Annotated in this window: 12 protein-coding genes and 2 pseudogenes; 11 read left to right on the top strand and 3 right to left on the bottom strand. The window is 58.4% G+C overall.

What is annotated here, in order from left to right; genetic code table 11:
- Nucleotides 1-1,492: 1-deoxy-D-xylulose-5-phosphate synthase (dxs, locus tag QZT71_RS09075; protein WP_295915362.1), on the bottom strand; the 1,492-nt coding region annotated here is incomplete at its 3' end.
- A gap of 434 nt (nt 1,493-1,926) precedes the next feature.
- On the opposite strand from dxs, the gene pyrH reads away from it, so the two are divergent.
- The 4 genes from pyrH to QZT71_RS09055 all read left to right on the top strand — a co-directional run bounded on the left by pyrH (nt 1,927) and on the right by QZT71_RS09055 (nt 4,486).
- Nucleotides 1,927-2,634 carry a UMP kinase gene (gene pyrH, locus QZT71_RS09070; RefSeq protein ID WP_295915361.1) on the top strand — a complete coding sequence of 236 codons (708 nt, stop codon included), beginning with the start codon at nt 1,927-1,929 and terminating at the stop codon, nt 2,632-2,634.
- A gap of 4 nt (nt 2,635-2,638) precedes the next feature.
- A complete protein-coding gene (locus tag QZT71_RS09065) occupies nt 2,639-3,205 on the top strand; it encodes a TlpA disulfide reductase family protein (protein WP_295915359.1) in 567 nt (188 codons plus the stop codon).
- Between the two features lies 1 nt (nt 3,206).
- Nucleotides 3,207-3,764 (top strand): ribosome recycling factor, encoded by a 558-nt coding sequence (gene frr / locus QZT71_RS09060; protein ID WP_295915357.1) that lies wholly within the window; start codon nt 3,207-3,209, stop codon nt 3,762-3,764.
- An 86-nt stretch (nt 3,765-3,850) separates the two neighbouring features.
- Nucleotides 3,851-4,486, top strand: coding sequence for a DUF3575 domain-containing protein (locus QZT71_RS09055; protein ID WP_295915354.1), 636 nt, complete (start codon nt 3,851-3,853; stop codon nt 4,484-4,486).
- 291 nt (nt 4,487-4,777) lie between these two features.
- On the opposite strand, the gene pckA is transcribed toward QZT71_RS09055, so the two are convergent.
- Complete coding sequence (gene pckA / locus QZT71_RS09050) at nt 4,778-6,385, bottom strand: phosphoenolpyruvate carboxykinase (ATP) (protein WP_295915352.1); 1,608 nt, start codon at nt 6,383-6,385, stop codon at nt 4,778-4,780.
- 494 nt (nt 6,386-6,879) lie between these two features.
- Here pckA and QZT71_RS09045 point away from each other — a divergent pair.
- From QZT71_RS09045 to QZT71_RS09015, 7 genes and pseudogenes are all read left to right on the top strand, one after another.
- Nucleotides 6,880-7,213: pseudogene (locus QZT71_RS09045) on the top strand (2,6-beta-D-fructofuranosidase); the annotation flags it as partial.
- Between the two features lie 121 nt (nt 7,214-7,334).
- The gene (locus QZT71_RS09040; protein ID WP_295915349.1) at nt 7,335-7,877 is read left to right on the top strand and encodes a hypothetical protein; all 543 of its coding nucleotides are present in this window, start codon (nt 7,335-7,337) and stop codon (nt 7,875-7,877) included.
- A 3-nt stretch (nt 7,878-7,880) separates the two neighbouring features.
- Entirely contained in the window at nt 7,881-8,993 is a 1,113-nt protein-coding gene (gene hemW / locus QZT71_RS09035) for a radical SAM family heme chaperone HemW (protein WP_295915347.1), read from the top strand.
- Nucleotides 8,994-9,146: 153 nt separating this feature from the next.
- Nucleotides 9,147-13,397: an alpha-glucan family phosphorylase gene (glgP, locus tag QZT71_RS09030; RefSeq protein ID WP_295915346.1), complete on the top strand. Its 4,251-nt coding sequence runs from the start codon at nt 9,147-9,149 to the stop codon at nt 13,395-13,397.
- A 105-nt stretch (nt 13,398-13,502) separates the two neighbouring features.
- Nucleotides 13,503-15,704: a glycogen debranching enzyme N-terminal domain-containing protein gene (locus QZT71_RS09025; protein ID WP_295915344.1), complete on the top strand. Its 2,202-nt coding sequence runs from the start codon at nt 13,503-13,505 to the stop codon at nt 15,702-15,704.
- 26 nt (nt 15,705-15,730) lie between these two features.
- Nucleotides 15,731-17,050 carry a glycosyltransferase family 4 protein gene (locus tag QZT71_RS09020; protein ID WP_363150356.1) on the top strand — a complete coding sequence of 440 codons (1,320 nt, stop codon included), beginning with the start codon at nt 15,731-15,733 and terminating at the stop codon, nt 17,048-17,050.
- Between the two features lie 7 nt (nt 17,051-17,057).
- The gene (locus tag QZT71_RS09015) at nt 17,058-18,272 is read left to right on the top strand and encodes a glycoside hydrolase family 57 protein (protein WP_295915343.1); all 1,215 of its coding nucleotides are present in this window, start codon (nt 17,058-17,060) and stop codon (nt 18,270-18,272) included.
- Between the two features lie 523 nt (nt 18,273-18,795).
- Here QZT71_RS09015 and QZT71_RS09010 read toward each other — a convergent pair.
- Nucleotides 18,796-21,971 (bottom strand): annotated as a pseudogene (locus tag QZT71_RS09010) (hypothetical protein); the annotation flags it as partial.

The following is a 21,971-nucleotide window of genomic DNA, read 5'->3' as shown; positions in this document are numbered from 1 at the left end:
CCCGTCCTACGGGCAGCGCCTCGAAGCGTGCGCCGCGCCACATCCGGCCCGCACCGCTGCCGCGCGGATAGCGAATCATGAAGGGATGGCCCCACTGCAGGCCGGTATACATCATGTTGCGCAGCTCCAGCTCGTCCATCGGCGCGGCAATTGCAAGCCCCGGCACGGCGCCGAAAGCCGCCATGTCGAACACTCCGTGGTGCGTCACGCCGTCTTCGCCCACGATGCCGCCCCGGTCGAGGCACATCACCACGGGCAAATCCTGAATCGCGACATCGTGAATCACATTGTCGTAGGCGCGCTGCATGAACGTCGAATAGATATTGCAGAAAGGCACCATGCCCGCCGCGGCCAGTCCGGCCGAAAAGGTCACGGCATGCCCCTCGGCGATGCCCACGTCGAAACAGCGCGAGGGCATGGCATGCATCAGCATATTCATCGAACAGCCCGTCGGCATGGCGGGCGTCACGCCCACGACGCGCCGGTCGCTTTCGGCCAGCTCGACGAGCGTTTCGCCGAAAACGTCCTGGTAGCGCGAAGCGCTGCCCGCAGAAGCGATCCGCTCGCCCGTATCGGGATTGAAACACCCCGGGGCGTGCCACGTGGGCTGGTCGTGCTCGGCAGGCAGGAAGCCCTTGCCCTTCACGGTCATGACATGCAGCAGCTTGGGCCCCTCGATGTCGCGCAGCGCGCGCAGCGTGCGCACCAGCTCCTTGAGGTTGTGGCCGTCGACCGGCCCGAAATAGCGGAAATTGAGGCTTTCAAAAAGGTTGCTCTTGTTCAGCAGTCCCTGCTTGACGGCGTTACCCGCCTTCTGGCAGAGGCGCAGCAGCCGCGGCGTATGCGAAAGGACACCCCACAGCCGCTGTTTGAAGCGGTTATAATGTACCGAGGTGGATATTTTGAGCAGGTAGTTCTTCAGCGCCCCGGTGGCCTGGTCGATGGCCATGTTGTTGTCGTTGAGAATCACCAGCAGGTTGGTGCGCTTGCTGGCCCCGGCGTTGTTCAGTCCCTCGAAGGCAAGGCCGCCGGTCATCGAACCGTCGCCGATGACGGCTACGACCCGGTGCTTCTCGCCCCGCAGCTCGGCGGCTTTGGCCATGCCGAACGCCGCAGAAATCGACACCGAGGCGTGCCCGCCGCCGAAAGCGTCGTATTCGCTCTCGGCCATGCGCGGGAAACCGCTGATGCCGCCCAGCTGGCGCTTGGTGCGGAACGCCTCGCGGCGGCCCGTGATGATTTTGTGGGCATAGGTCTGGTGCCCCACGTCCCAGACGATTTTGTCGCCGGGCGTGTCGAACACATAGTGGAGCGCCGCCGCCAGCTCCACGGCGCCGAGGCTCGACGCCAGATGGCCGGGATTGACCGAGCACTCCTCGATGATATAGCGGCGCAATTCGTCGCAATAGGTACGCAGTTCCTCCGCCGAAAGCCTTTTGAGATCCCGGGGAGAGTCTATTTTCCGAAGCAGTTTGTATTCGTCCAGCGTCATGGCAGCGCAAAGATAGTGCAAGCCGAGCGCAATGCCAAATTTATTTGGGCATTGCCAAGGCGCAGCCTATGTTCTGTAAAGATAGTGCAAGCCGAGCGCAATGCCAAATTTATTTGGGCATTGCCAAGGCGCAGCCTATGTTCTGTAAAGATAGTGCAAGCCGAGCGCAATGCCAAATTTATTTGGGCATTGCCAAGGCGCAGCCTGTGTTCTGTAAAGATAGCACAAACCGGGTGCAATGCCAAATTTATCCGGGCATAGTCGGGGTACAGCCCGCACATTGTGTAGAATGCAAATCCGGTGCAGGCCGGACGCAATGCCGAATCCATCCGGGCACGGCCGGCATACGTCCTATTTTCGGTAAAGATAGCCACTCATGCGATTTTTTTCAATAAAAATTTCTATCTTCGCGATACGGTAAACCCCATCGTACAATGAAATACAAGCGAATACTCCTGAAATTGAGCGGCGAATCACTGCAGGGCTCACAAAAATACGGGCTTTCGCCCGAGGTACTCCAGTCATACGCCGAGCAAATCAAGGCGGCAGCCGCAACGGGCGTCCAAATCGGCATCGTCATCGGCGGCGGCAACATCTTCCGCGGCCTCACGGGCGCGAAAAAAGGTTTCGACCGCGTGAAAGGCGACCAGATGGGCATGCTGGCCACGATTATCAACTCGCTGGCATTGCAGTCGGCGCTGGAGGACAACGGCGTGAAAGCCAAGGTGCTGACCTCGATTCGCATGGAGCCCATCGGCGAATACTACTCCAAGGCCCGTGCCATCGAATACCTCGAGGCGGGGCAGGTGGTGATTATCGGCGGCGGCACCTCGAACCCCTACTTCACGACCGACTCGGCATCGGCGCTGCGCGGCATCGAAATCGAGGCCGACGTGATGCTGAAAGGCACCCGCGTGGACGGCGTCTACACGGCCGACCCCGAGAAAGACCCGGCGGCCACCAAATTCGACGAAATCACGTTCGAGGAGGTACTCGACCGCCGGCTGAAAGTCATGGATCTCACGGCATTCACGCTCTGCCGCGAGAACGGATTGCAAATCATCGTCTTCGACATGGACACGCCGGGCAACCTGGGCAAGGTGCTTGCCGGGGAGCGCATCGGGACACTCGTAAAAAAATAAGACAATGGCAACCAAAAAGAGCAACAAACAGCTGTGGATCATGCTGGCGCTGATCATCGTCGTGGTCGCTGCCATCCTGCTGCTGCCCTCGTGCGGCAGCCGCAGCGGCAAAGCGGCTGCGGATACCGAATCGACCACGCTGGTCAAGGCGGGCGAAAAAGCCCCCGACTTCACCGTGGAGATGTTCGACGGCGGAAAAACCTCCCTCGCGGAGCTCAAAGGCAAAGTCGTGCTGCTGAACTTCTGGGCCACCTGGTGCCCGCCCTGCCGGCAGGAACTGGCCCGCGTGCAGAAGGACATCGTCGACCGTTTCGCCGGCCGCAACTTCGTCTTCCTGCCCGTATCGCGCGGCGAAAAGCGGGAAGACGTGGCGGCGTTCCGCGAAAAGAACGGATACACGTTCCCGATGGGCCTCGACCCCTCGCAGACCACCTACGACCTCTACGCCTCGAACTACATCCCGCGCAACTTCCTGATCGACGCCGACGGCAAAGTCGTTTCGGCCTCGGTGGGGTACGACCCCGAGGAGTTCGACCAACTAATCAAAACCATCGAAAAAATACTCGAATAATATGGATACCAAGACGATTCTCAACGATGCCTCCGGCCGTATGCAGAAGGCTATCGACCACCTCGAAGAGGAACTTTTGAACGTGCGCGCGGGAAAGGCGTCGCCCAATGCCCTGAACGGCGTGATGGTGGACTACTTCGGCTCGCAGGTGCCCGTATCGGGCGCCGCCAGCGTCACGGTTCCCGATGCCAAGACGATCCTGATTCAGCCGTGGGACAAGAATATGCTGCGTGCAATCGAGAAAGCCATCATCGACTCGAACATCGGACTCACCCCGTCGAACAACGGCGAGCAAATCCGCCTGACGATTCCGCCCCTCACGGAGGAGCGCCGCAAGGAGCTGGTCAAACAGGTGCGCGGCGAGGCCGAAACGGCCCGCATCAGCCTGCGCAACGCCCGCCGCGACGCCGTCGAAGCATTCAAGAAAGCCCAGAAGGAGGGCATGCCCGAAGACGAGTCGAAAGACGGCGAGACACAGACGCAGAAATTGCTCGAGAAATTCACGAAGCTGCTCGATGCGGCCCTCGACAAGAAAGAAAAGGAAATCATGACGGTATAATTCCGTCCACCCAGGAGTTAAAATCCGGCCAACACATAAATGTGGCCGGATTTTTTCATATATTTGCCCGTTGTAACAATCCGCCTATGAAAAACATCCGACTCAAACTCTGCACGGCAATCCTCCTGTCCGCACTGTTCTGCACACAGGGAGCCCTGGGGCAGGGATACGTCAAGCTGAATATTCCCTATGCCCTGGTCGGCGTGGTCAACCCCTCGGTCGAATTCGCCATCTCGCCCAAGTCGACCCTGCAGACCGACATCGTCATATCGCCGTGGAAGTCCGTCAACCAGAAGCACATGCTTTTCGCCATCTTCATGGGCGAATACCGCCGCTACTTCAAGCAGCATAACAACGGATGGTACCTGGGTGCCAACATCGGCATGATGGCTTTCGACATGTCGAAACCCTACATCGAGGGCTGGAAACTGAAATTCGAGAACCGCTACTGCAAGGGCTACGGCATGATGATCGGCCTGTGCGTGGGCTACGAACACCAGTTCGGGGAGCGGTGGCTGCTCGACGCATTCTTCGGCTGGGCCTGGATGGACAGCCATTACAACGGATACAGTTTCGACGGCGAAATCGACATGTATCCCCACCGCCCCGTGCAGCCGAAGCACCCCGACCCGTTCAACGGTTCGTCGGAATGGTATCCCAACAAAATAGGCGTATCGATCGGATACCGCATCTTCACCCCGCGCAGCTTGCGCAACAAATAACGCCGGACAGTTATTTTCGGGAAACTTCCCGCAATAAATCACCGGCACGGGTTTCCGTGCCGGATGAAACCGTATGTCCGCCCAGGCCCCGGCAGGCGGCTTTTGCGGCGGCCTGCCGTGCTTTCCGGCGAACCGTCCGGCCGCAAAAACCGCCTGCCGGCAAGCCCCACGAATCCCGCAACGCCCGCCCCGGAAAACGGATTGCGGGAAAGCGCCGCCCCCTCCTGACAACAAAAAGGCCCCGCCGTGATTCACGGCGGGGCCTCTCCAATTATTTGTACCTATTCAGAATTACTTTACTTTCGGGCCGGCTGCTACGAGCTTCTTACCCTCCTCGTTGCCCGTGAACTTGGTGAAGTTCTTCACGAAGCGGTTTGCGAGGTCTTCGGCCTTAACGTCCCAATCCTTGGCGTTCTTGTAGGTGTCGCGCGGATCGAGGATCTTGGGATCCACACCGGGCAGCGCCGTCGGAATCTTGAAGTCGAAGATGGGCAGCGTCTTGGTCGGCGCCTTGTCGATCGAGCCGTCGAGGATGGCGTCGATGATGCCGCGCGTATCCTTAATCGAGATACGCTTGCCGGTGCCGTTCCAACCCGTGTTCACGAGGTATGCCTTGGCACCTGCCTTCTGCATCTTCTTCACCAGCTCCTCACCGTACTTGGTGGGGTGCAGCGAGAGGAATGCAGCGCCGAAGCAAGCCGAGAAGGTCGGCGTGGGCTCGGTAATGCCGCGCTCGGTACCTGCCAGTTTGGCGGTGAAACCCGACAGGAAGTAGTACTTGGTCTGCTCGGGAGTCAGGATCGAAACCGGGGGCAGCACGCCGAATGCATCGGCCGAGAGGAAAATCACCTGCTTGGCAGCCGGGGCTTTCGATACGGGCTTCACGATGTTGTCGATGTGGAAAATCGGGTACGACACGCGGGTATTCTCGGTCACCGACTTGTCGGAGAAGTCGATTTTGCCTTTCTTGTCAACCGTTACGTTCTCCAGCAGCGCGTTGCGGCGAATCGCGTTCCAGATGTCGGGCTCGTTCTCCTGCGAGAGGTTGATAACCTTGGCGTAGCAGCCGCCCTCGAAGTTGAATACGCCGTCGTCGTCCCAGCCGTGCTCGTCGTCGCCGATCAGTTCGCGCTTCGGGTCGGTCGAAAGCGTGGTCTTGCCGGTACCCGACAGGCCGAAGAAAATCGCCGTCTCACCCTTGCTGTTGGTGTTGGCAGAGCAGTGCATCGAAGCCATGCCCTTCAGCGGAAGCAGGTAGTTCATGTAGGAGAACATACCCTTCTTCATCTCGCCGCCGTACCAGGTGTTGATGATAACCTGCATCTTCTCGGTGAGGTTGAAAACAACGGCCGTTTCCGAGTTCAGGCCGAGTTTCTTGTAATTCTTAACCTTGGCCTTCGAAGCGTTGAGCACCACGAAATCGGGCTCGCCGTAGGTTTCCAGTTCGGCGTCGGTCGGACGGATGAACATGTTCTTGACGAAATGAGCCTGCCATGCCACCTCCATGATGAAGCGGATTTTGAGGCGCGAGTTCTCGTTGGCGCCGCAGAACGTGTCGACAACATAGAGTTTCTTGCCCGACAGCTCCTGCGAAGCGATTTTCTTCAGCTCTTTCCAGGCTGCTTTGGTTACGGGCTTGTTGTCGTTCTTATACTCGTCGGAAGTCCACCAGATCGTATCCTTGGTGGTTTCGTCCATTACGAAGAACTTGTCCTTGGGCGAACGGCCGGTATAAACGCCGGTCATTACGTTCACGGCGCCCATTTCGGTCTCCTGACCTTTCTCGAAACCGCGCAGGCCCTTCTTGGTCTCTTCGCGGAACAGTTCGTCGTACGACGGATTGTACACGATCTCGGTCACACCCGTGATCCCGTACTTTTTCAAATCCATTTTGTTCATAGCAATCGTTATTTTTAATAAAACATCAAATCCTGATTTACCTAACTCAAATCCGGATGACCGGACTTTAACCGCACAAAGGTAGAAAAACTTTTATACTTGTGAAAAAAATAACAGTAAAAAACGCAAAAAACAGCCATTATTTTTTCCAACAAGCGTATATAATTCATTTATAAGCAGGTATCACACCCCGAAAAGCGGATAAAAAACCCAGCCGTACATCCCTCCGCAAACATTCTGCCGCGTTTCGCGCCGGTGCGCCGCAGACGCGCGGCCCGCTTTGCGCCGTTTTTTCCCGCTTTGGGGAAACGCCGGACTTTTTGTCCGGAACAGCCGTTCCCGCGCTTCGGGACGGCCCCTGCCCGGACAGCGTAAAAAATACCGGCAGAAAACACGAACCCGCATGAAAACCCCGATAAAAACGACCCCGCACCTCTGCTCGCTCCTGCCGCCGGCAATACCGCCGCAGCATGCAGGAGTTCCGCAGCGCCGGGTGCCTGCGCATCAGAACCGCCATCAGACTGTCGCACGCGATTGACGCCGGGCCCAACCGCTTCGGCCAGCGCATTACCGCATACGACCTGAATTCCAACACGCCGGGCGGACGCTTCTACTCGCCGCAGGCTCCGACGAGCAAGGAACTCACGGCCGACATCTACATCGACCGCACGTCAATCGGGGTATTCATCGACGGCGGGCTGTACTCCTGCTCCTACGGAGCTCCGCCCGGACAAAAACAACGACGGGAAGTTGCGCTTCCGGGGCAACCGTATCGAAATCAAGGAGCTGGAAGTATTCTCCGTCCAACCGATCCGGCAGCCGGAGTAAACCCGGCGCACGGATTCCGAAAAAACCGGGGCGGGCGAAAGGGAAGATACGGGAATTTTTCCTATCTTTGGTATATTCGACCCGCACAAAATTTCGTTATCCCTTTCAAGCAATGCGCCCGATGAAAATACGACATGACCGGATATGCCTGAAACCGTTTTCGCTCGAATGGATAAACTACCATTGTTTCTCCATCCTGCTGTTTGTCTGCGGGGCATGCTACTCCTGCTGTTTCGTCCGTGAACTCGCCCGCGGATTGCGGAACCGGTATTGGCTGGCCGCGCTCCTGCTGTTCGGCGCGGGACTTGTCGTCCATATGTTCCAGCGCAGCAAACTGAAGTTCAGAAGCATCCCGCTCCCCCGGCAGCACGACGGACTGCAAGAGCGGATACGCACGCTGCTGATTGACAGGGGATGGCGAATCGAATACGACAACCGGCGTTACCTGCAGGCCGTAAACCGGAAGGGCATTCCCTTCCTGGACTGCGATCTGCTGGTATTGAGCTGGCGAAACGACGAAATACGCTGGGCCCTGATCTACGACCCGTGGTATAACATGGCCGGAGGAATCTTCACGTTCAACAGGTACGGACGGAAAACCGTAAAGGCGATAAAGGCGCTCGCCGGCGATTCGGCGGAAGCCACCGCCCGGAAACTCGGATAAACCATGGCAGGACTCTATTTCCACATACCTTTCTGCAAACGCATATGCGCCTACTGCGACTTCTACAAAAGCGCAGACCTGCGCCGCACGGACGACGTCGCTGCCGCCATGCACCGCGAACTGGAACAGCGGCGCGGCTACCTGAAAGGGGAAGCGGTGACCACCCGCTACTTCGGCGGGGGTACGCCGTCGCTCTGGGCGCCCGAAATGCTGAAAGGGCTGTTGGAACATGCGGCGCAGCTTTTCGACTGCAGCGGAGTCGCGGAAACCACGCTCGAGGCCAATCCCGACGATTTGACGGAATCCTACCTCGCCGGACTGCCGGGGGCGGGCATCGACCGCCTCTCGATCGGCGTCCAGTCGTTCGACGACGACTGCCTGAAGCTGATGAACCGCCGCCACACCGCGGCACAGGCCGCAGCGGCCGTCCGGGCCGCACAGCGGGCGGGATTCGGCAACATCACCGTCGACCTGATCTTCGGCGTACCCGGTTTCGGCGGCGAATCGCTGAAAAGGTCGCTCGATACGGCCCTGTCGCTCGGCGTACAGCATATTTCGGCATACCATTTGACCGTCGAACCGAATACGACTTTCGGCCGCCGCGCCGCACGCGGGCAGTTCCGGGCCGTGGACGAGGAGGTCAGCGAGGCGGAATTCCTGCTGGTGCACGACACGCTCACCGGAGCCGGATTCGAGCACTACGAGGTGTCGAACTACGCGCTGCCCGGATTCCGCGCCCGGCACAACGCTTCGTACTGGCAGGGGGTGAAGTACCTCGGCATCGGCCCGGCGGCCCATTCGTTCGACGCAAACGAGCGGCACTGGAACGCCTCTTCGGTGGAGAAATACATCGACGGGGCACCGGGCGGGCGGGAGGTGCTGACCGAACGCGACCGGTTCAACGAATACGTCATGACGGCGCTGCGCACGGCCGAAGGAATCGGGATGCGGGAGGCCGGGGCGCGTTTCGGGACGAAACGCACGGCACGCATCGCACGGGAAGCCGAGCCGTTCCTACGGGCCGGCATGCTTCGCCGCACAGGGGAGCGGCTGGCCGTTCCACCGGAAAGATTCCTGACCTCGGATGCCGTAATCGAGGCATTTTTCGAAACATAACACGGCACGCAACCAAGTGAAACTGAAATGTTAAGTTATTATTAAATATTTTTAGAAATTACCCCTGCAAGGTTGACAAATATAAATATAAGTATTACCTTTGCAGCGGTTTTCAACCGATCCGACAAGAAATCATAAACAAGCAGCACAAATATGAGTAATGCAAAACTGACCCCCGACTACCTTTTCGAGGCGAGTTGGGAGGTGTGCAACAAGATAGGCGGCATCCATACCGTCATCTCGACCAAGGCACAGACCGCAACCCGTAAATTCGCAGAGCACTATATCCTCATCGGGCCCGACCTCCAGCACGAGGGGGCGAACCCCGAATTCGAGGAGGATCCCAACCTGCTGAAAGCATGGCGGCAGGGCGTCTACAACGAGGGGCTCCGCATCCGCGTGGGCCGCTGGAAAATCAAAGGCGAGCCGACGGTAATCCTGGTGGACTTCACCTCGCTGATTCCCCGCAAGGACGAAATCCTCAAAAGCCTGTGGGAAACCTACCACGTGGACTCGATTTCGGGCCAGTGGGATTACATCGAGCCCGTGCTCTTCGGCTATGCCGCCGGCATGGTCATCGCCTCGTACGTCGACAACTTCTGCAACGCGACCGATAAAATCGCGGCCCACTTCCACGAATGGATGACCGCCGCCGGAGGACTTTACCTGCGCAAGCACGCCCCCTATGTGGCCACGCTCTTCACGACGCACGCCACGGTCATGGGGCGCTGCATCGCCGGCAACGGCCTGCCGCTCTACAACGACCTGGCCAAATTCAAGGCCGACGAGCTGGCGCGCCAGTTCAACGTCGTGGCCAAGCATTCGATCGAGAAGATGGCCGCCACGTACCACGACGCCTTCCTGACCGTGAGCGACATCACGGCCAACGAGTGCAAATACCTGCTGGGACGCGAGCCGGACGGCATCACGCCCAACGGCTTCGAGAACGACTTCGTCTGGACGGGCGAAGAGTACGACGCCAAGCGCACCGAGGCCCGCAGGGCGATGATTACGGTGGCAGAGGCGTGCCTGGGGCATAAATTCGCCGCCGAGCCGCTCATCGTCGGCACCAGCGGCCGCTACGAGTTCCGCAACAAGGGGCTCGACGTATTCATCGAATCGCTCAAGAAACTGGCCGCCTCGGACCGCCTCAAGCGCGAAGTGCTGGCCTACATCACCGTGCCGGCCGCCAACCGCGGGCCGCGCGTCGATTTGCAGGCGCACCTGGCCGACCCGTCGAAACCGATCGACGGAGGACAGTACAAATACGCGACGCACTACCTCGAATACCAGCACAGCGACCCGGTCGTGAACGCCCTCAACGGCAGCATCCTCACGACAGACGACTCGAAAGTGAAAGTGATTTTCGTGCCGACCTACCTCAACAAGGCCGACGGCATCTTCGGCAAGGATTACTACGAGCTGCTCGTGGGCATGGACATCACGGTATTCCCCTCCTACTACGAGCCGTGGGGCTATACCCCGCTCGAGTCGGTGGCTTTCTCGGTGCCGACCGTCACCACGACCCTCGCCGGATTCGGCCTCTGGGTCGACAAGCAGCGCGAACATGCGGGCGTGGAGGTTATCCGCCGCGACGACTACAACGACAGGGAGGTCGAAGAGAAAATCGCCGAAACGCTGCTGCATTTCAGCGCCCTGGACGACAAGCACGTCAACGAAGCGCGCGTGTCGGCCTACGAAATCTCGGAAACCGCACTCTGGGAACACCTCTTCGCCGCTTACGAGCAGGCCTATTCCGAGGCTGTCGAGAGTTCGGTAATCCGCACCAACCGCGCCGTGCTCGACGAGGGCGGCGCACGCACCGAGCAAATCAACTTCGTACGCCAGCAGCTCTTCGCAGAGCAGCCCAACTGGAACCGCATGATGGTCGACAAGACCCTGCCCAAACGGCTGCACGCCCTCGAGGAGCTGTCGCGCAACCTCTGGTGGTGCTGGAACCCCGGCACCCGCGACCTGTTCGAAAGCATCGACCCGGCACTCTGGGCCGAATGCGAGCGCAACCCGATCGCGCTGCTCGACAAATTGAGCGTGGAACGCATGAAAGAGCTCGAACACGACACGGCGTTCCTCGGCCAGCTCGACGCAGCACACGCACAGTTCCGCGCCTACATGAATGAAAAGCCCGATTCGAAAGTCCCCTCGATTTCCTATTTCTCGATGGAATACGGCCTGCACTCGTCGCTTAAAATCTACTCGGGCGGCCTGGGCATCCTCGCGGGCGACTACCTCAAGGAGGCTTCGGACAAGAACGTCCCGATGGCCGCTGTGGGCCTGCTGTACCGCTACGGCTACTTCACGCAGCGCCTTTCGGCGCAGGGTTCGCAGGAGGCGACCTACGAGGCGCAGAACTTCTACAAACTCCCGATTTCACCCGTGCGCGACGCGGCAGGCAACTGGCTGACGATCACCATTGCATTCCCCGGCCGCACGCTTTCGGCGCGCGTCTGGAAGTGCCAGGTGGGCCGCACCGACCTCTACTTGCTCGACGCGGACGTCGAGGCCAACCTCGAAGAAGACCGCCAAATCACCCACTACCTCTACGGCGGCGACTGGGAGAACCGCCTCAAGCAGGAAATCCTGCTCGGCATCGGCGGTATCCGCGCACTGCGGGCGCTGGGCATCAAACACGACGTATTCCACTGCAACGAGGGACACGCCGCATTCATCGGCATCGAGCGCATCCGCGATTTGGTGAACCACAAGAAGCTCTCCTTCTCGGAGGCGCTGGAGGTAATCCGCTCCTCGTCGCTCTTTACGACGCACACCCCCGTACCCGCCGGGCACGACGCATTCCCCGAGTCGATGATCCGCCAGTACATGTCGCACTACCCCGACGTGCTGGGCATCACCTGGGAGCAGTATATCAACCTGGGCAAAACCAACCCCAACGACCCCAACGAGAAGTTCTCGATGTCGGTATTGGCCTGCAACCTCTCGCAGGAGGTCAACGGCGTGTCGTGGCTCCACGGCGAGGTTTCGAAAGAAATCCTGGGCAACATGTGGCCGGGGTACTTCAAGAACGAGCTCCACATCGGCTACGTCACCAACGGCGTGCACTTCCCGACATGGATCGCCACGAGCCTGCGCCGCCTCTACGCCCGCTATTTCGCCGACGGATTCGAGGGACACACCTACGACATCCCGGCATGGCAGAAAGTACACCACATTCCGGACGAGGAGCTGTGGAGCGAGCGCATGTACCTCAAGGAGAAGCTCATCAAACACATCCGCAAGCGTTACAGCGACCCCAGCCAGGTGCGGCTCGACTCGCCGCGGCAGATGATACAGGTCGTCGAGGGCATCAAAACCGACGTGCTGACCATCGGTTTCGCACGCCGCTTCGCGACCTACAAGCGCGCATACCTGCTCTTCACCAACCTCGACCGCTTGTCGGCCATCGTCAACAACAAGGAGCGTCCCGTACAGTTCATCTTCGCCGGCAAGGCGCACCCCAACGACAAACCGGGGCAGGATCTGATCAAACGCATCGTCGAGGTGGCCGCCATGCCGCAGTTCGTGGGCAAGATTCTCTTCCTGCAGAATTACGACATGGAACTGGCGCGCCGCATGGTACAGGGCGTCGACGTATGGCTCAACACCCCGACCCGTCCGCTCGAAGCGTCGGGCACCTCGGGCGAGAAGTGCGTCATGAACGGCGTGCTGCAATTCTCGGTGCTCGACGGCTGGTGGGTCGAAGGCTACAAGGAGGGCGCCGGATGGATGCTGCCCATGGAGCGCACTTTCGCCGACCAGCACTATCAGGACGAGCTGGACGCCGAGATCATTTACAACACCATCGAGGAGCAGATCGCACCGAAATATTACAACCGCGACCAAAACGGCATACCGCACGAGTGGGTGGCCTCGGTCAAGAAGTGCGTCGCCGACATCGCGTCGAACTTCACGACCAACCGCATGCTGGGCGATTACGAAGAGCGATTCTACAACAAGCTCGCGGCCCGCAAGCACGAAATCGTCGGGGGCGGCTACAAACTGGCCCGCGAAATCGCGGCCTGGAAACGCAAAGTGTCGGCGGCATGGGACAAAATCCGTGTAATCGACGTGCAGCGCGTGAAAATCGACAACGAGGCGGTTTTCGTCGGCGAGAAGTACCATTTCGAAGTGACGGTCGACGTGGCCAACCTGCGGCCCGAAGACATCGGCGTCGAAATGGTCATCGCCCAGCAGATCGTCGGCGGCCGCAACGTCAACGTGACGCGCACAATCGGGCTGAAACATACCGCGACCGACGGCAGCCGGGCGACCTACTCGCTGGATTACACACCCGACGAAGCCGGAACTTTCGACGTGGCGCTGCGTATCTTCCCGTACAACCCGCACCTGCCGCATCGCATGGATTTTGCATTGGTAAAATGGGCCTGATAAATTTAGGGTAAATAATGTTTAAAAAGGTATTAATTCACAGGAACGCCCTTGTAATTTCCTGAAAAATTCAATATCTTTATAGAACCAACAGCATTTTTAGATATGTCAGCACTTACTTTCGACAAAAGCGAATTGGGCAATCTGGAGTACTCGCTCCAGCGCGAAATGCTCTCCACTGACCGGATCGGCGGCTACATGAGCACGACTATCGTCTGCTGCAACACCCGCCGCTACCACGGCCTGATGGTGGCGCCCGTCGACGACAGCGGCCGGACCTACGTTCTGCTTTCGTCGCTCGACGAAACCGTAGTCCAGCACGACCAGACATTCAACCTGGCCCTGCACCGCTTCCAGGGGGTATACGAGCCGCGCGGACACAAATACATCACCGACTTCGCGTATACGCCGACCCCTACGATCACCTACCGCGTCGGCGGGGTGATACTCAAGAAAGAGATGCTGTGGATACACAAGCGCACGCAGCTGATGATTCGCTATACGCTCATCGACGCGCACTCCGAAACCAGGCTGCGGCTGCGCCCGTTCCTCGCCTTCCGCGACAAGCATGCGCTCACGCACGCCAACATGGAGGCCGACGGGCACTCCTACCCCGCAGTCAACGGCGTGAAGTGCCGCCTCTACGGCACCTTCCCGTGGCTGTACCTCCAGACGAGCAAACCCGGCACGGAATTCGTGCCCGCGCCGGACTGGTACTATAATTTCGAATACCAGCAGGATCTGATTCGCGGCTATGACGGCTACGAGGATTTGCTCACGACGGGCTATTTCGAAGCGGAACTGAAGAAAGGCGAAAGCATCATCTTCTCGGCGTCGCTCGACGAAATGGGTTCGACGAAGACCATCGAAGAGGTATTCGCCGCCTCCATCGCGCGCCGCACGCACAAAATCGACTTCATCAGCTGCCTCGAGCACTCCGCACGGCAGTTCCTGATACGCCGCCCGGGCGACCGCACCGAAGTGGTGTCGGGATACCCGTGGCACGGGGTTTCGGGCCGCCAGACTTTCATTTCGCTCCCGGGCATCACGCTCGAGCAGGGACACAAGGAGGACTGCATCGACGCCCTCGACACGATGGTGCGCGGCATGCGCGACGGCATGTTCTGCGGCAACGCCTCGGCGGAAGTCGCGGCGGACGCGCCACTCTGGTTCTTCTGGACGCTCCAGCAACTCGAACGCGAAGTGGGCGCCAAAGAGATATGGAAGAGCTACGGCCCGGCGATGAAAGACATCCTGGAGAGTTACCGTCGGAGTGTGGGCGGACGCGTAAGCCTGCACGACAACGGCCTGATATGGGCCGCGGCCGACAATGTTCCCCTGACCTGGATGAACTCCGTGGTCGAAGGCTGTCCCGTCACCCCGCGCAACGGCTATCAGGTCGAAGTAAATGCACTGTGGTACAACGCGGTATGCTACACACTGGAGTTGGCCGGCAAAAACGGCGACAAGGCATTCGTCGAAGCATGGCAGGAGATTCCCGGCCGCACGCAGGCGTCGTTCCTCGAATTGTTCCGCCTGCCGGAAGGGTACCTGGCCGACGTCGTCGGCCAAAACGGCCCGGACAAGTCGACCCGCCCGAATATGGTAGTCGCCTGCGGACTGGATTTCAAGATGCTCGACGAGCAGCTGCAGTTCGAAGTGCTCCGCACCGTGCGCCAGCACCTGCTCACCCCGAAAGGGCTGCGGACGCTCTCGCCCCAAAACCCGCTTTACAAGGGGCGCCAGCAGGGAACGCCCGCCGAGCGCGACTTCGCAGCCAAAAACGGCTCGGTATGGCCGTGGCTGCTGCCGTTCTACGTCAAGGCCTGCTTCGACATCGACGGCGACGCTTTCCTGCCGCAGGCAGAAGAGATACTCGCCAATTTCGAGGAGGACATCCAGAGCTACGGCATCGGCTCGGTATGCGAACTTTACGACGCCGATCCGCCCTATACGTCGCGCGGGGCAATCTCGCAGGCGTGGAGCGTGGGGGCCGTGCTGGACATCTACCGCATGATCCGTGAGCGCAGCAAGCAGGAGCATCGGGAAAACAGCACGACAAAAGGCGCAAAAAAGAACACCCCGAAAAGCAAAGGCGCCGCAGGGACAGCGGCAAAAAGCACGATAATCGGAGCGGGAACAACTGCCAGGCCGAAGAAGCCGGCAGTGAAAAAAGCGGCAAAAACGGCCGTTTCACCGGACAGCGCCGCCGAAGCCCCGGCGAAGAAAGCCCCGGCGAAAAGCGTAACGGCTGCAACGAAAAAGGCAGCCCCGAAAACGGCCGCAAAGAAAGCGGCGAAAAAGTAAGGTAACAACAAAAAGATATAAGGCTTATGAGAGTATTGATGTTCGGTTGGGAGTTCCCGCCCCATATCGCGGGCGGACTGGGAACGGCATGCTACGGCATGACCCGCGGTTTGGCGCGTAACGACGTCGACGTCACGTTCGTGGTTCCCCACGCCTACGGCGACGAAGACCAGCGGTTCTCGCATGTGGTGAACGCCAGCGACGTGGAAGCTCTCTACGGTTCGACGGGAAGCGGTGCGGACGACATTCTCGAGAAGATGTCGTTCATCCACATCGACTCGAACATGGTGCCTTACATCTCGCCGGAAGAGTACGAGCAGTACCACGAGCACTATGTCAAATCGGGGCAGAAAACATGGTCGACGACCGACGCATGGAAACAACGCTACACCTTCTCGGGCAAGTACGGCGCCAACCTCATGGAGGAAGTGGCCCGCTACGCCGTGGTGGCCGCGCAGGTCGCCAAAGACCTCGAGGGGCAGTTCGACGTGATACACGCCCACGACTGGCTCACCTATTACGCCGGCATCGCCGCCAAACGCGTCTCGGGCAAACCGCTCGTCGTGCACATGCACGCCACGGAGTACGACCGCAGCGGCGAGAACGTCAACACGGAGGTCTACGCCATCGAGCGCGCGGGAATGCACGCCGCAGACCGCGTAATCGCCGTGTCGAACCTCACGCGCAACATCGTCATCAACCGCTACGGCGTCCCGGCCGGGAAGGTCGTCACGGTGCACAACGCCGTACGCTTCGCCGCAGGCCAGTGCAAAATGCCGGAGCGGGGCGTCGAAGACAAAATCGTCACGTTCCTCGGACGCATCACCTACCAGAAAGGCCCCGACTATTTCGTGGAAGCCGCCGCCAAAGTACTCAAGAAGGTTCCCGGCGTACGGTTCGTGATGGCCGGCTCGGGCGACATGATGAACCACGTCATCCGCCGCGTGGCGCGGCTGGGCATCGCCGACCGTTTCCACTTCACGGGATTCCTGCGCGGCGAGGACGTGCACAAGATGTTCCAGCTTTCGGACGTTTATGTCATGCCGTCGGTTTCGGAGCCGTTCGGCATCTCGCCCCTCGAGGCGATGCGCTCGAACGTTCCGGTAATCATCTCCAAGCAGAGCGGCGTGGCCGAGGTGCTCGACTACGCCGTGAAAGTCGACTACTGGGACGTCGATGCACTGGCCGACGCCATTTACGGGCTGATAAAGTATCCGGCCCTGTCGGGCATGTTCGCCTCGAAAGGGCTGGAGGAGGTCACCAACCTCAAATGGAACGATGCGGCCGCAAAAATCAAAACCGTATACGAAGCGGTAATCGAAGAGCATGAAAAAACAACAAAATAGAAACCCTATGAAAACCGTCTGCTTATATTTTCAGGTACACCAGCCCTGGCGACTGAAGAAGTACCGCTTCTTCAACATGGGCAAGGACCACAACTATCTGGACGACCTCCTGAACCGCTCGATCATGCAGAAAGTCGCCCGGCAGTGCTACCTGCCGATGAATGCCCTGCTGCTGAAGCTCATCAAGGAGAACAAGGGTAAGTTCCGCTGCTCGTTCTCGATAACGGGCATCGCCATCGAGCAGTTCCGCGCCTTTGCGCCCGAGGTGCTCGAGTCGTTCAAGGAACTCGCGGCCACGGGCTGCGTGGAGTTCCTCGCCGAAACCTACTCCCATTCGCTGGCCTCGCTGGCCTCGAAAGAGGATTTCACCGAGCAGGTGAAGCTCCACACGGCGCTGATAAAAAAGGAGTTCGGCGTAAAGCCCACCGCATTCCGCAACACGGAGCTGATCTATTCGGACGAAATCGGCGCCATGGTGGCCGACATGGGCTTCCGCACGATGCTGGCCGAGGGCGCCAAACACATACTGGGCTGGAAGTCGCCCAACTACGTCTATGCCAACGCCATCAACCAGAAGCTGCGCCTGCTGCTGCGCAACTACAAGCTCTCGGACGACATCGCCTTCCGCTTCTCGAACCGCAGCTGGGACCAGTGGCCGCTGACGGCCGATAAATACGTGAAGTGGCTCGCATCGGACGAAACCCCGGGCGAGGTCATCAACCTCTTCATGGACTACGAAACGTTCGGCGAGCACCAGACGGCCGACACCGGCATCTTCGAATTCATGCGCGCCCTGCCCAAAGCCATCCTCGCCAAGAAGAACGACATGGAGTTCGCGACCGTCACCGAGGCTTCCAGGAAATACCAGCCCGTCGCCGTGCTGCACTGCCCGCACGTGATGTCGTGGGCCGACGAGGAGCGCGACGTGACGGCATGGCTCGGCAACGAACTGCAGAACGAGGCGTTCGCGAAACTCTACGCCCAGAAAGAGAAGGTCGCGGCCCTGAAAAGCCCCGATTTCGATTATGTGTGGAGTTTCATGCAGACCTCCGACCACTTCTATTACATGGCCACCAAATGGCTGTCGGACGGCGACGTACACTCCTATTTCAATCCCTACGACTCGGCGTACGACGCCTTTATCAACTACATGAACGTCCTCTCGGACTTCATCATCGAACTGGACAAGGCCGTGGCCGCGAAAGCCGCGAAAGTGAAATAACCGCCGTACGAAGGCCGTATGCAAAGCGGCCGTAAACTGCGACAACGAAGAGGCATATCCTGCACACACCGCCAACGCGGTGCATCCTGCAACAAACATAAAAAGGCAGCCGGAGTTTTGAATTCCGGCTGCTTTTTTTCAGCCCCCTCCGGCCGCACGGAGGGCAACCGCACACACCGTGCAACCGCCCCCAACGAAAACCGGAACCAAGGGGGGGGGCAAACGCCCCGGCACGGCAAGATGCGCCAGCCTGCAAACAGGCCACGGCAGGATGCATGAAGCCCGAAAATGCACAGAGCCCGGAACGATATACCCGCCGGAAAGCAGCGCACACCGCAGGACACAAAAAAGCGGCAGACCGCGCCTCTTCGGTCTGCCGCAAGCAGGGGTTTTCTATTGAAAGTGGGAGTTGTTGTTAACCAAAAATTTTGGGATTGTCAGCCCCTGCTTTGGGGATTTGTTGCCCGGGTTCCCGGCACCGCCCCGAAGGACGGCGCCGGATTCCGCGGAAAAGGAAGTTCTGTTATTTTTTCGGGTTGATGGTAATCGTTATTTCAGCTTTCTTCTCGCCGAACTGATAAGTGAACGTTGCCGGAACAGTTACCGTTACAGGAGCCTGCAGTACGGTCTGGTTCTGTGCAATGGTCAGCACGCCGTCCGTAACTGAAATATTACCGGAGAACAAACCGTCTTCAACGACCGGAGTTCCGAATACGATACCGCCGGTTGCAGTTGCCGAAGCACCGGTTCCGGTAACACCGAATACTTTCTCCGGACCGTTGTCAGGCAGGCCTGCTCCGCCATCACCCGTCGTTACGGGCGTATACAATTTTGCACCCTTCTTAAGTTCGATCCAAGCCTTATCGGTAGCGTCTTTGAGCGTGATACCAGCCAACAGGTCGACTTCGGTCGCCGTTCCGGTAGAATATTCTGCTGTCAGCGCTTTGGCTGCAAAGGTCTTGATCGGGTCGGTTGCAACTACCTTGAAGTCGGTCGTAGCAAGCGGAGTCACAAGCGTGTTCCACATCAGTTTGGCAGTCATCTCCACCTCAAGCTGATTTACAGCGCTTCCCCATTCGAGCTTAACATCGCTGCTGTCGTAAGTCGGATAGACACTGTCCTTCGGAGTTCCATTGGCTGATTTGCGTGCGTACTCGACTTTGGCAAGGGCATTTGCCGGATCGCAGCTGAAGTAGTCCTTCATGATTACTTTGTCGATCGCCCAAACATGCGTAGTCGGATCAACCTGGCCTTCGGCTTTCGCTATACCGTTCACAACATACTTGTCGCTGGGTTTCAGTTTGTAATCGCCGAGCGTCACGGTCGTATTCACCGTCAGGGTAACCTTCTGTCCGTACCAGGTAGTCCATTCGGCCTTGTGCTCGAACTTGTTGCCTACGGCATCAATATCGGCAGCTTTGATTACGCACTTCAGGCTGTCGGGAGTTTCTGCAGTGAAAGTCGTCATTTCGGTACCGTTTCCTTCTGAAGTAATATCCGTTCCGATTTTATCCGAAGCTTTTGCATAGCGCGTGATAACAGGTGCAATCGGGTCAGGAGCGGTCGTTCCGGCCTGGATAGCCTCCACGAACTCTACAGCATCCTCGAAGCCCGTCGTTGCCATTGCCTTGTAAATGTCGGCCCAGGCGAGTTTCTTCGAAATTTCCGGGGCGTATTCCGCATCCTGCGTAAAGGTATATGTTACAGGGGCGGGAACTGCGCCGAAGTGGATTGTACCCTTGATAACGTAGTCTACATTATTCACCGTATAGGTATACTCGAGATCGTATTTCGTATTCCATGCATACCCGTCCTTGGTGACGGCAACGTTGATGCCCTTTGCCAAATCCTGAACAAGCGCAGAGAACGTGAAGTCTGCAGTAGCGCTGACATCCGAAGTTTTACCCTTATCATCGGTGGCGGTTACTTTCTTCACAAGCGTACCGGCCATAATCTCTTTCAGCTTCAGTTTGATCCCGTCGGGAACGGCAACAGCCACTTCGCCGAATACGGGTGCGTCAAATGCCGGGGTCTTGTCCGTTGTGTTGGCGCCGTTATTCGATACCAACGCGTAGCTCCACGGCATCTCTTTCGTTTCGGTGAACGTAATCGTGCCGCCCAGCTGGTTGGAAATCTCGTAAGAAGTCGTGCACGTTACCTCTTTGTCGGAGGCCTTGCCTGCAACGTTCATTACGATTTTGTGTGCGACGTCGGCTTTGGCTTTGACATCGGTGCTCTCGGCAGCTTTGCGGAACTCGACCGTAGCGAGCTGGTCGTTCCAGCTGGGAGTTTTGGGTGCGGTAACCTTGATAATGAATTTACCGATATTCGTGCTGCCGGTAACGGGACTGCCGCCGGCATCCGTATAGGCCGGGGTGATCGTATATGCACCGGCCGTGATGTTTACGCCCAGCAGCTGCGACATGGCTTCCAGCGACATGTAGTTCTTGCCATCTAACGAAGCCTTGAGCGTCGTGTTCTCGAGCAGCGTCACTTTGCTGTTTGCAACAGTAGTATTGAACGGCTTGCGGATGGTTTCGGGTGTGAACTCCTTGTCATCGGCACCGAAGAGTTTCACTTCGATAGCTTTTGCCGTGTCATTGTATCCGATAACTGCGAAGTTCGAAAGGACATCGTTCGTCACGCCCGAAACGACCTCGCCTTCGGCTCCGGTACCCGGATTTACCTGGTTGTGAATCGAGAGCGCCAGTGCAAGCGATTTGCCTGCGGCTTTCAGGTCAGCCATATCGTCTTTGGAAGCGCTGATCGTAACGGTGAATTTACCGTCGGCACCGGCTTCGATGCCCGTGATGGCAGCAGCGACCGTTTCGGGTTCGCCGGCACGGGTCAGGACTTTCTCGGATACCATCGAGAAGTACTCCGGATGGCTTGCATAGAGGGTTTCGATGTCTTTGACCGCAGCGGCGGGAGTCGCACGGAAAGTCAGCACGGCGGCAGCGTTGTCGATGTCCGTAGTTCCGACCTGGTAGATGTTCATTTCAGTCTGTCCGTTCGAATCCTGCGGTACGTTCACCAGCGACTGGATGCGGTTAATCAGGGCGTCGACGTCTTTCGCGAGGCTTGCGATGGTAGCCTGCATATCGCTGACGGCTTTTTTCACCAATTCGGCGATCTTCGTATCGATGAAACCACCCTCGGCCACAGCGTCGCTGATGTACTTTTTGATCTCCTTGTCATAAACTGCATGATCGGCCTTGGTGTAATAAGCGTCGAGTTTCGTTTCGAACGCACTTTCGAGGGCCGCGCCGGCAGCTGATACGGCAGCATCCTGCGCCGCCTTGATGGCAGCGTCGATGGAAGCATCGTCCGTGTACTTCTTCAGGCTTTTCGCCAGTGCGATGGCGTCGGCAACGGACTCGGTCGTAGCGTATGACTTAAGGGTTGTGGTAAGCAAATCGTTGTTTACCATGTCTTTCTCGATGGCATCGATATCTTTCTGGAGCTGCTCCTGGGCCTTTTTCAAGGCGTCGATAGCCGTCGCATCGTTCTTGAGATTCTCGATCTCCTTGTTGATGGCCTCGTTGGCCGCCTTCAGGTTGTCGATAACAGTTTGCATCGACTGTAGCTGCGACTCTACATCGGCAATTTGGCCGGTCGTCAACCCGTCGATGCGGTCATTGATTTTGTCGATGTCGTCGTCGTAATCCTTACAACCGACAGCGGCTAACATTGTTCCTG

This window comes from uncultured Alistipes sp., assembly GCF_902388705.1.
Taxonomy (GTDB): domain Bacteria; phylum Bacteroidota; class Bacteroidia; order Bacteroidales; family Rikenellaceae; genus Alistipes.
Note: the sequence above shows the minus strand (reverse complement) of the source record. Positions and strands in the feature narration are given on the sequence as shown.

Excerpts from the sequence above, each read along its gene's own strand:
- QZT71_RS09040 (WP_295915349.1), top strand. The coding sequence starts at position 7,335 with ATGAAAATACGACATGACCGGATATGCCTGAAACCGTTTTCGCTCGAA.
- frr (WP_295915357.1), top strand. The coding sequence starts at position 3,207 with ATGGATACCAAGACGATTCTCAACGATGCCTCCGGCCGTATGCAGAAG.
- pyrH (WP_295915361.1), top strand. The coding sequence starts at position 1,927 with ATGAAATACAAGCGAATACTCCTGAAATTGAGCGGCGAATCACTGCAG.
- QZT71_RS09065 (WP_295915359.1), top strand. The coding sequence starts at position 2,639 with ATGGCAACCAAAAAGAGCAACAAACAGCTGTGGATCATGCTGGCGCTG.
- QZT71_RS09025 (WP_295915344.1), top strand. The coding sequence starts at position 13,503 with ATGTCAGCACTTACTTTCGACAAAAGCGAATTGGGCAATCTGGAGTAC.
- QZT71_RS09055 (WP_295915354.1), top strand. The coding sequence starts at position 3,851 with ATGAAAAACATCCGACTCAAACTCTGCACGGCAATCCTCCTGTCCGCA.
- hemW (WP_295915347.1), top strand. The coding sequence starts at position 7,881 with ATGGCAGGACTCTATTTCCACATACCTTTCTGCAAACGCATATGCGCC.
- QZT71_RS09020 (WP_363150356.1), top strand. The coding sequence starts at position 15,731 with ATGAGAGTATTGATGTTCGGTTGGGAGTTCCCGCCCCATATCGCGGGC.
- pckA (WP_295915352.1), bottom strand. The coding sequence starts at position 6,385 with ATGAACAAAATGGATTTGAAAAAGTACGGGATCACGGGTGTGACCGAG.
- QZT71_RS09015 (WP_295915343.1), top strand. The coding sequence starts at position 17,058 with ATGAAAACCGTCTGCTTATATTTTCAGGTACACCAGCCCTGGCGACTG.
- glgP (WP_295915346.1), top strand. The coding sequence starts at position 9,147 with ATGAGTAATGCAAAACTGACCCCCGACTACCTTTTCGAGGCGAGTTGG.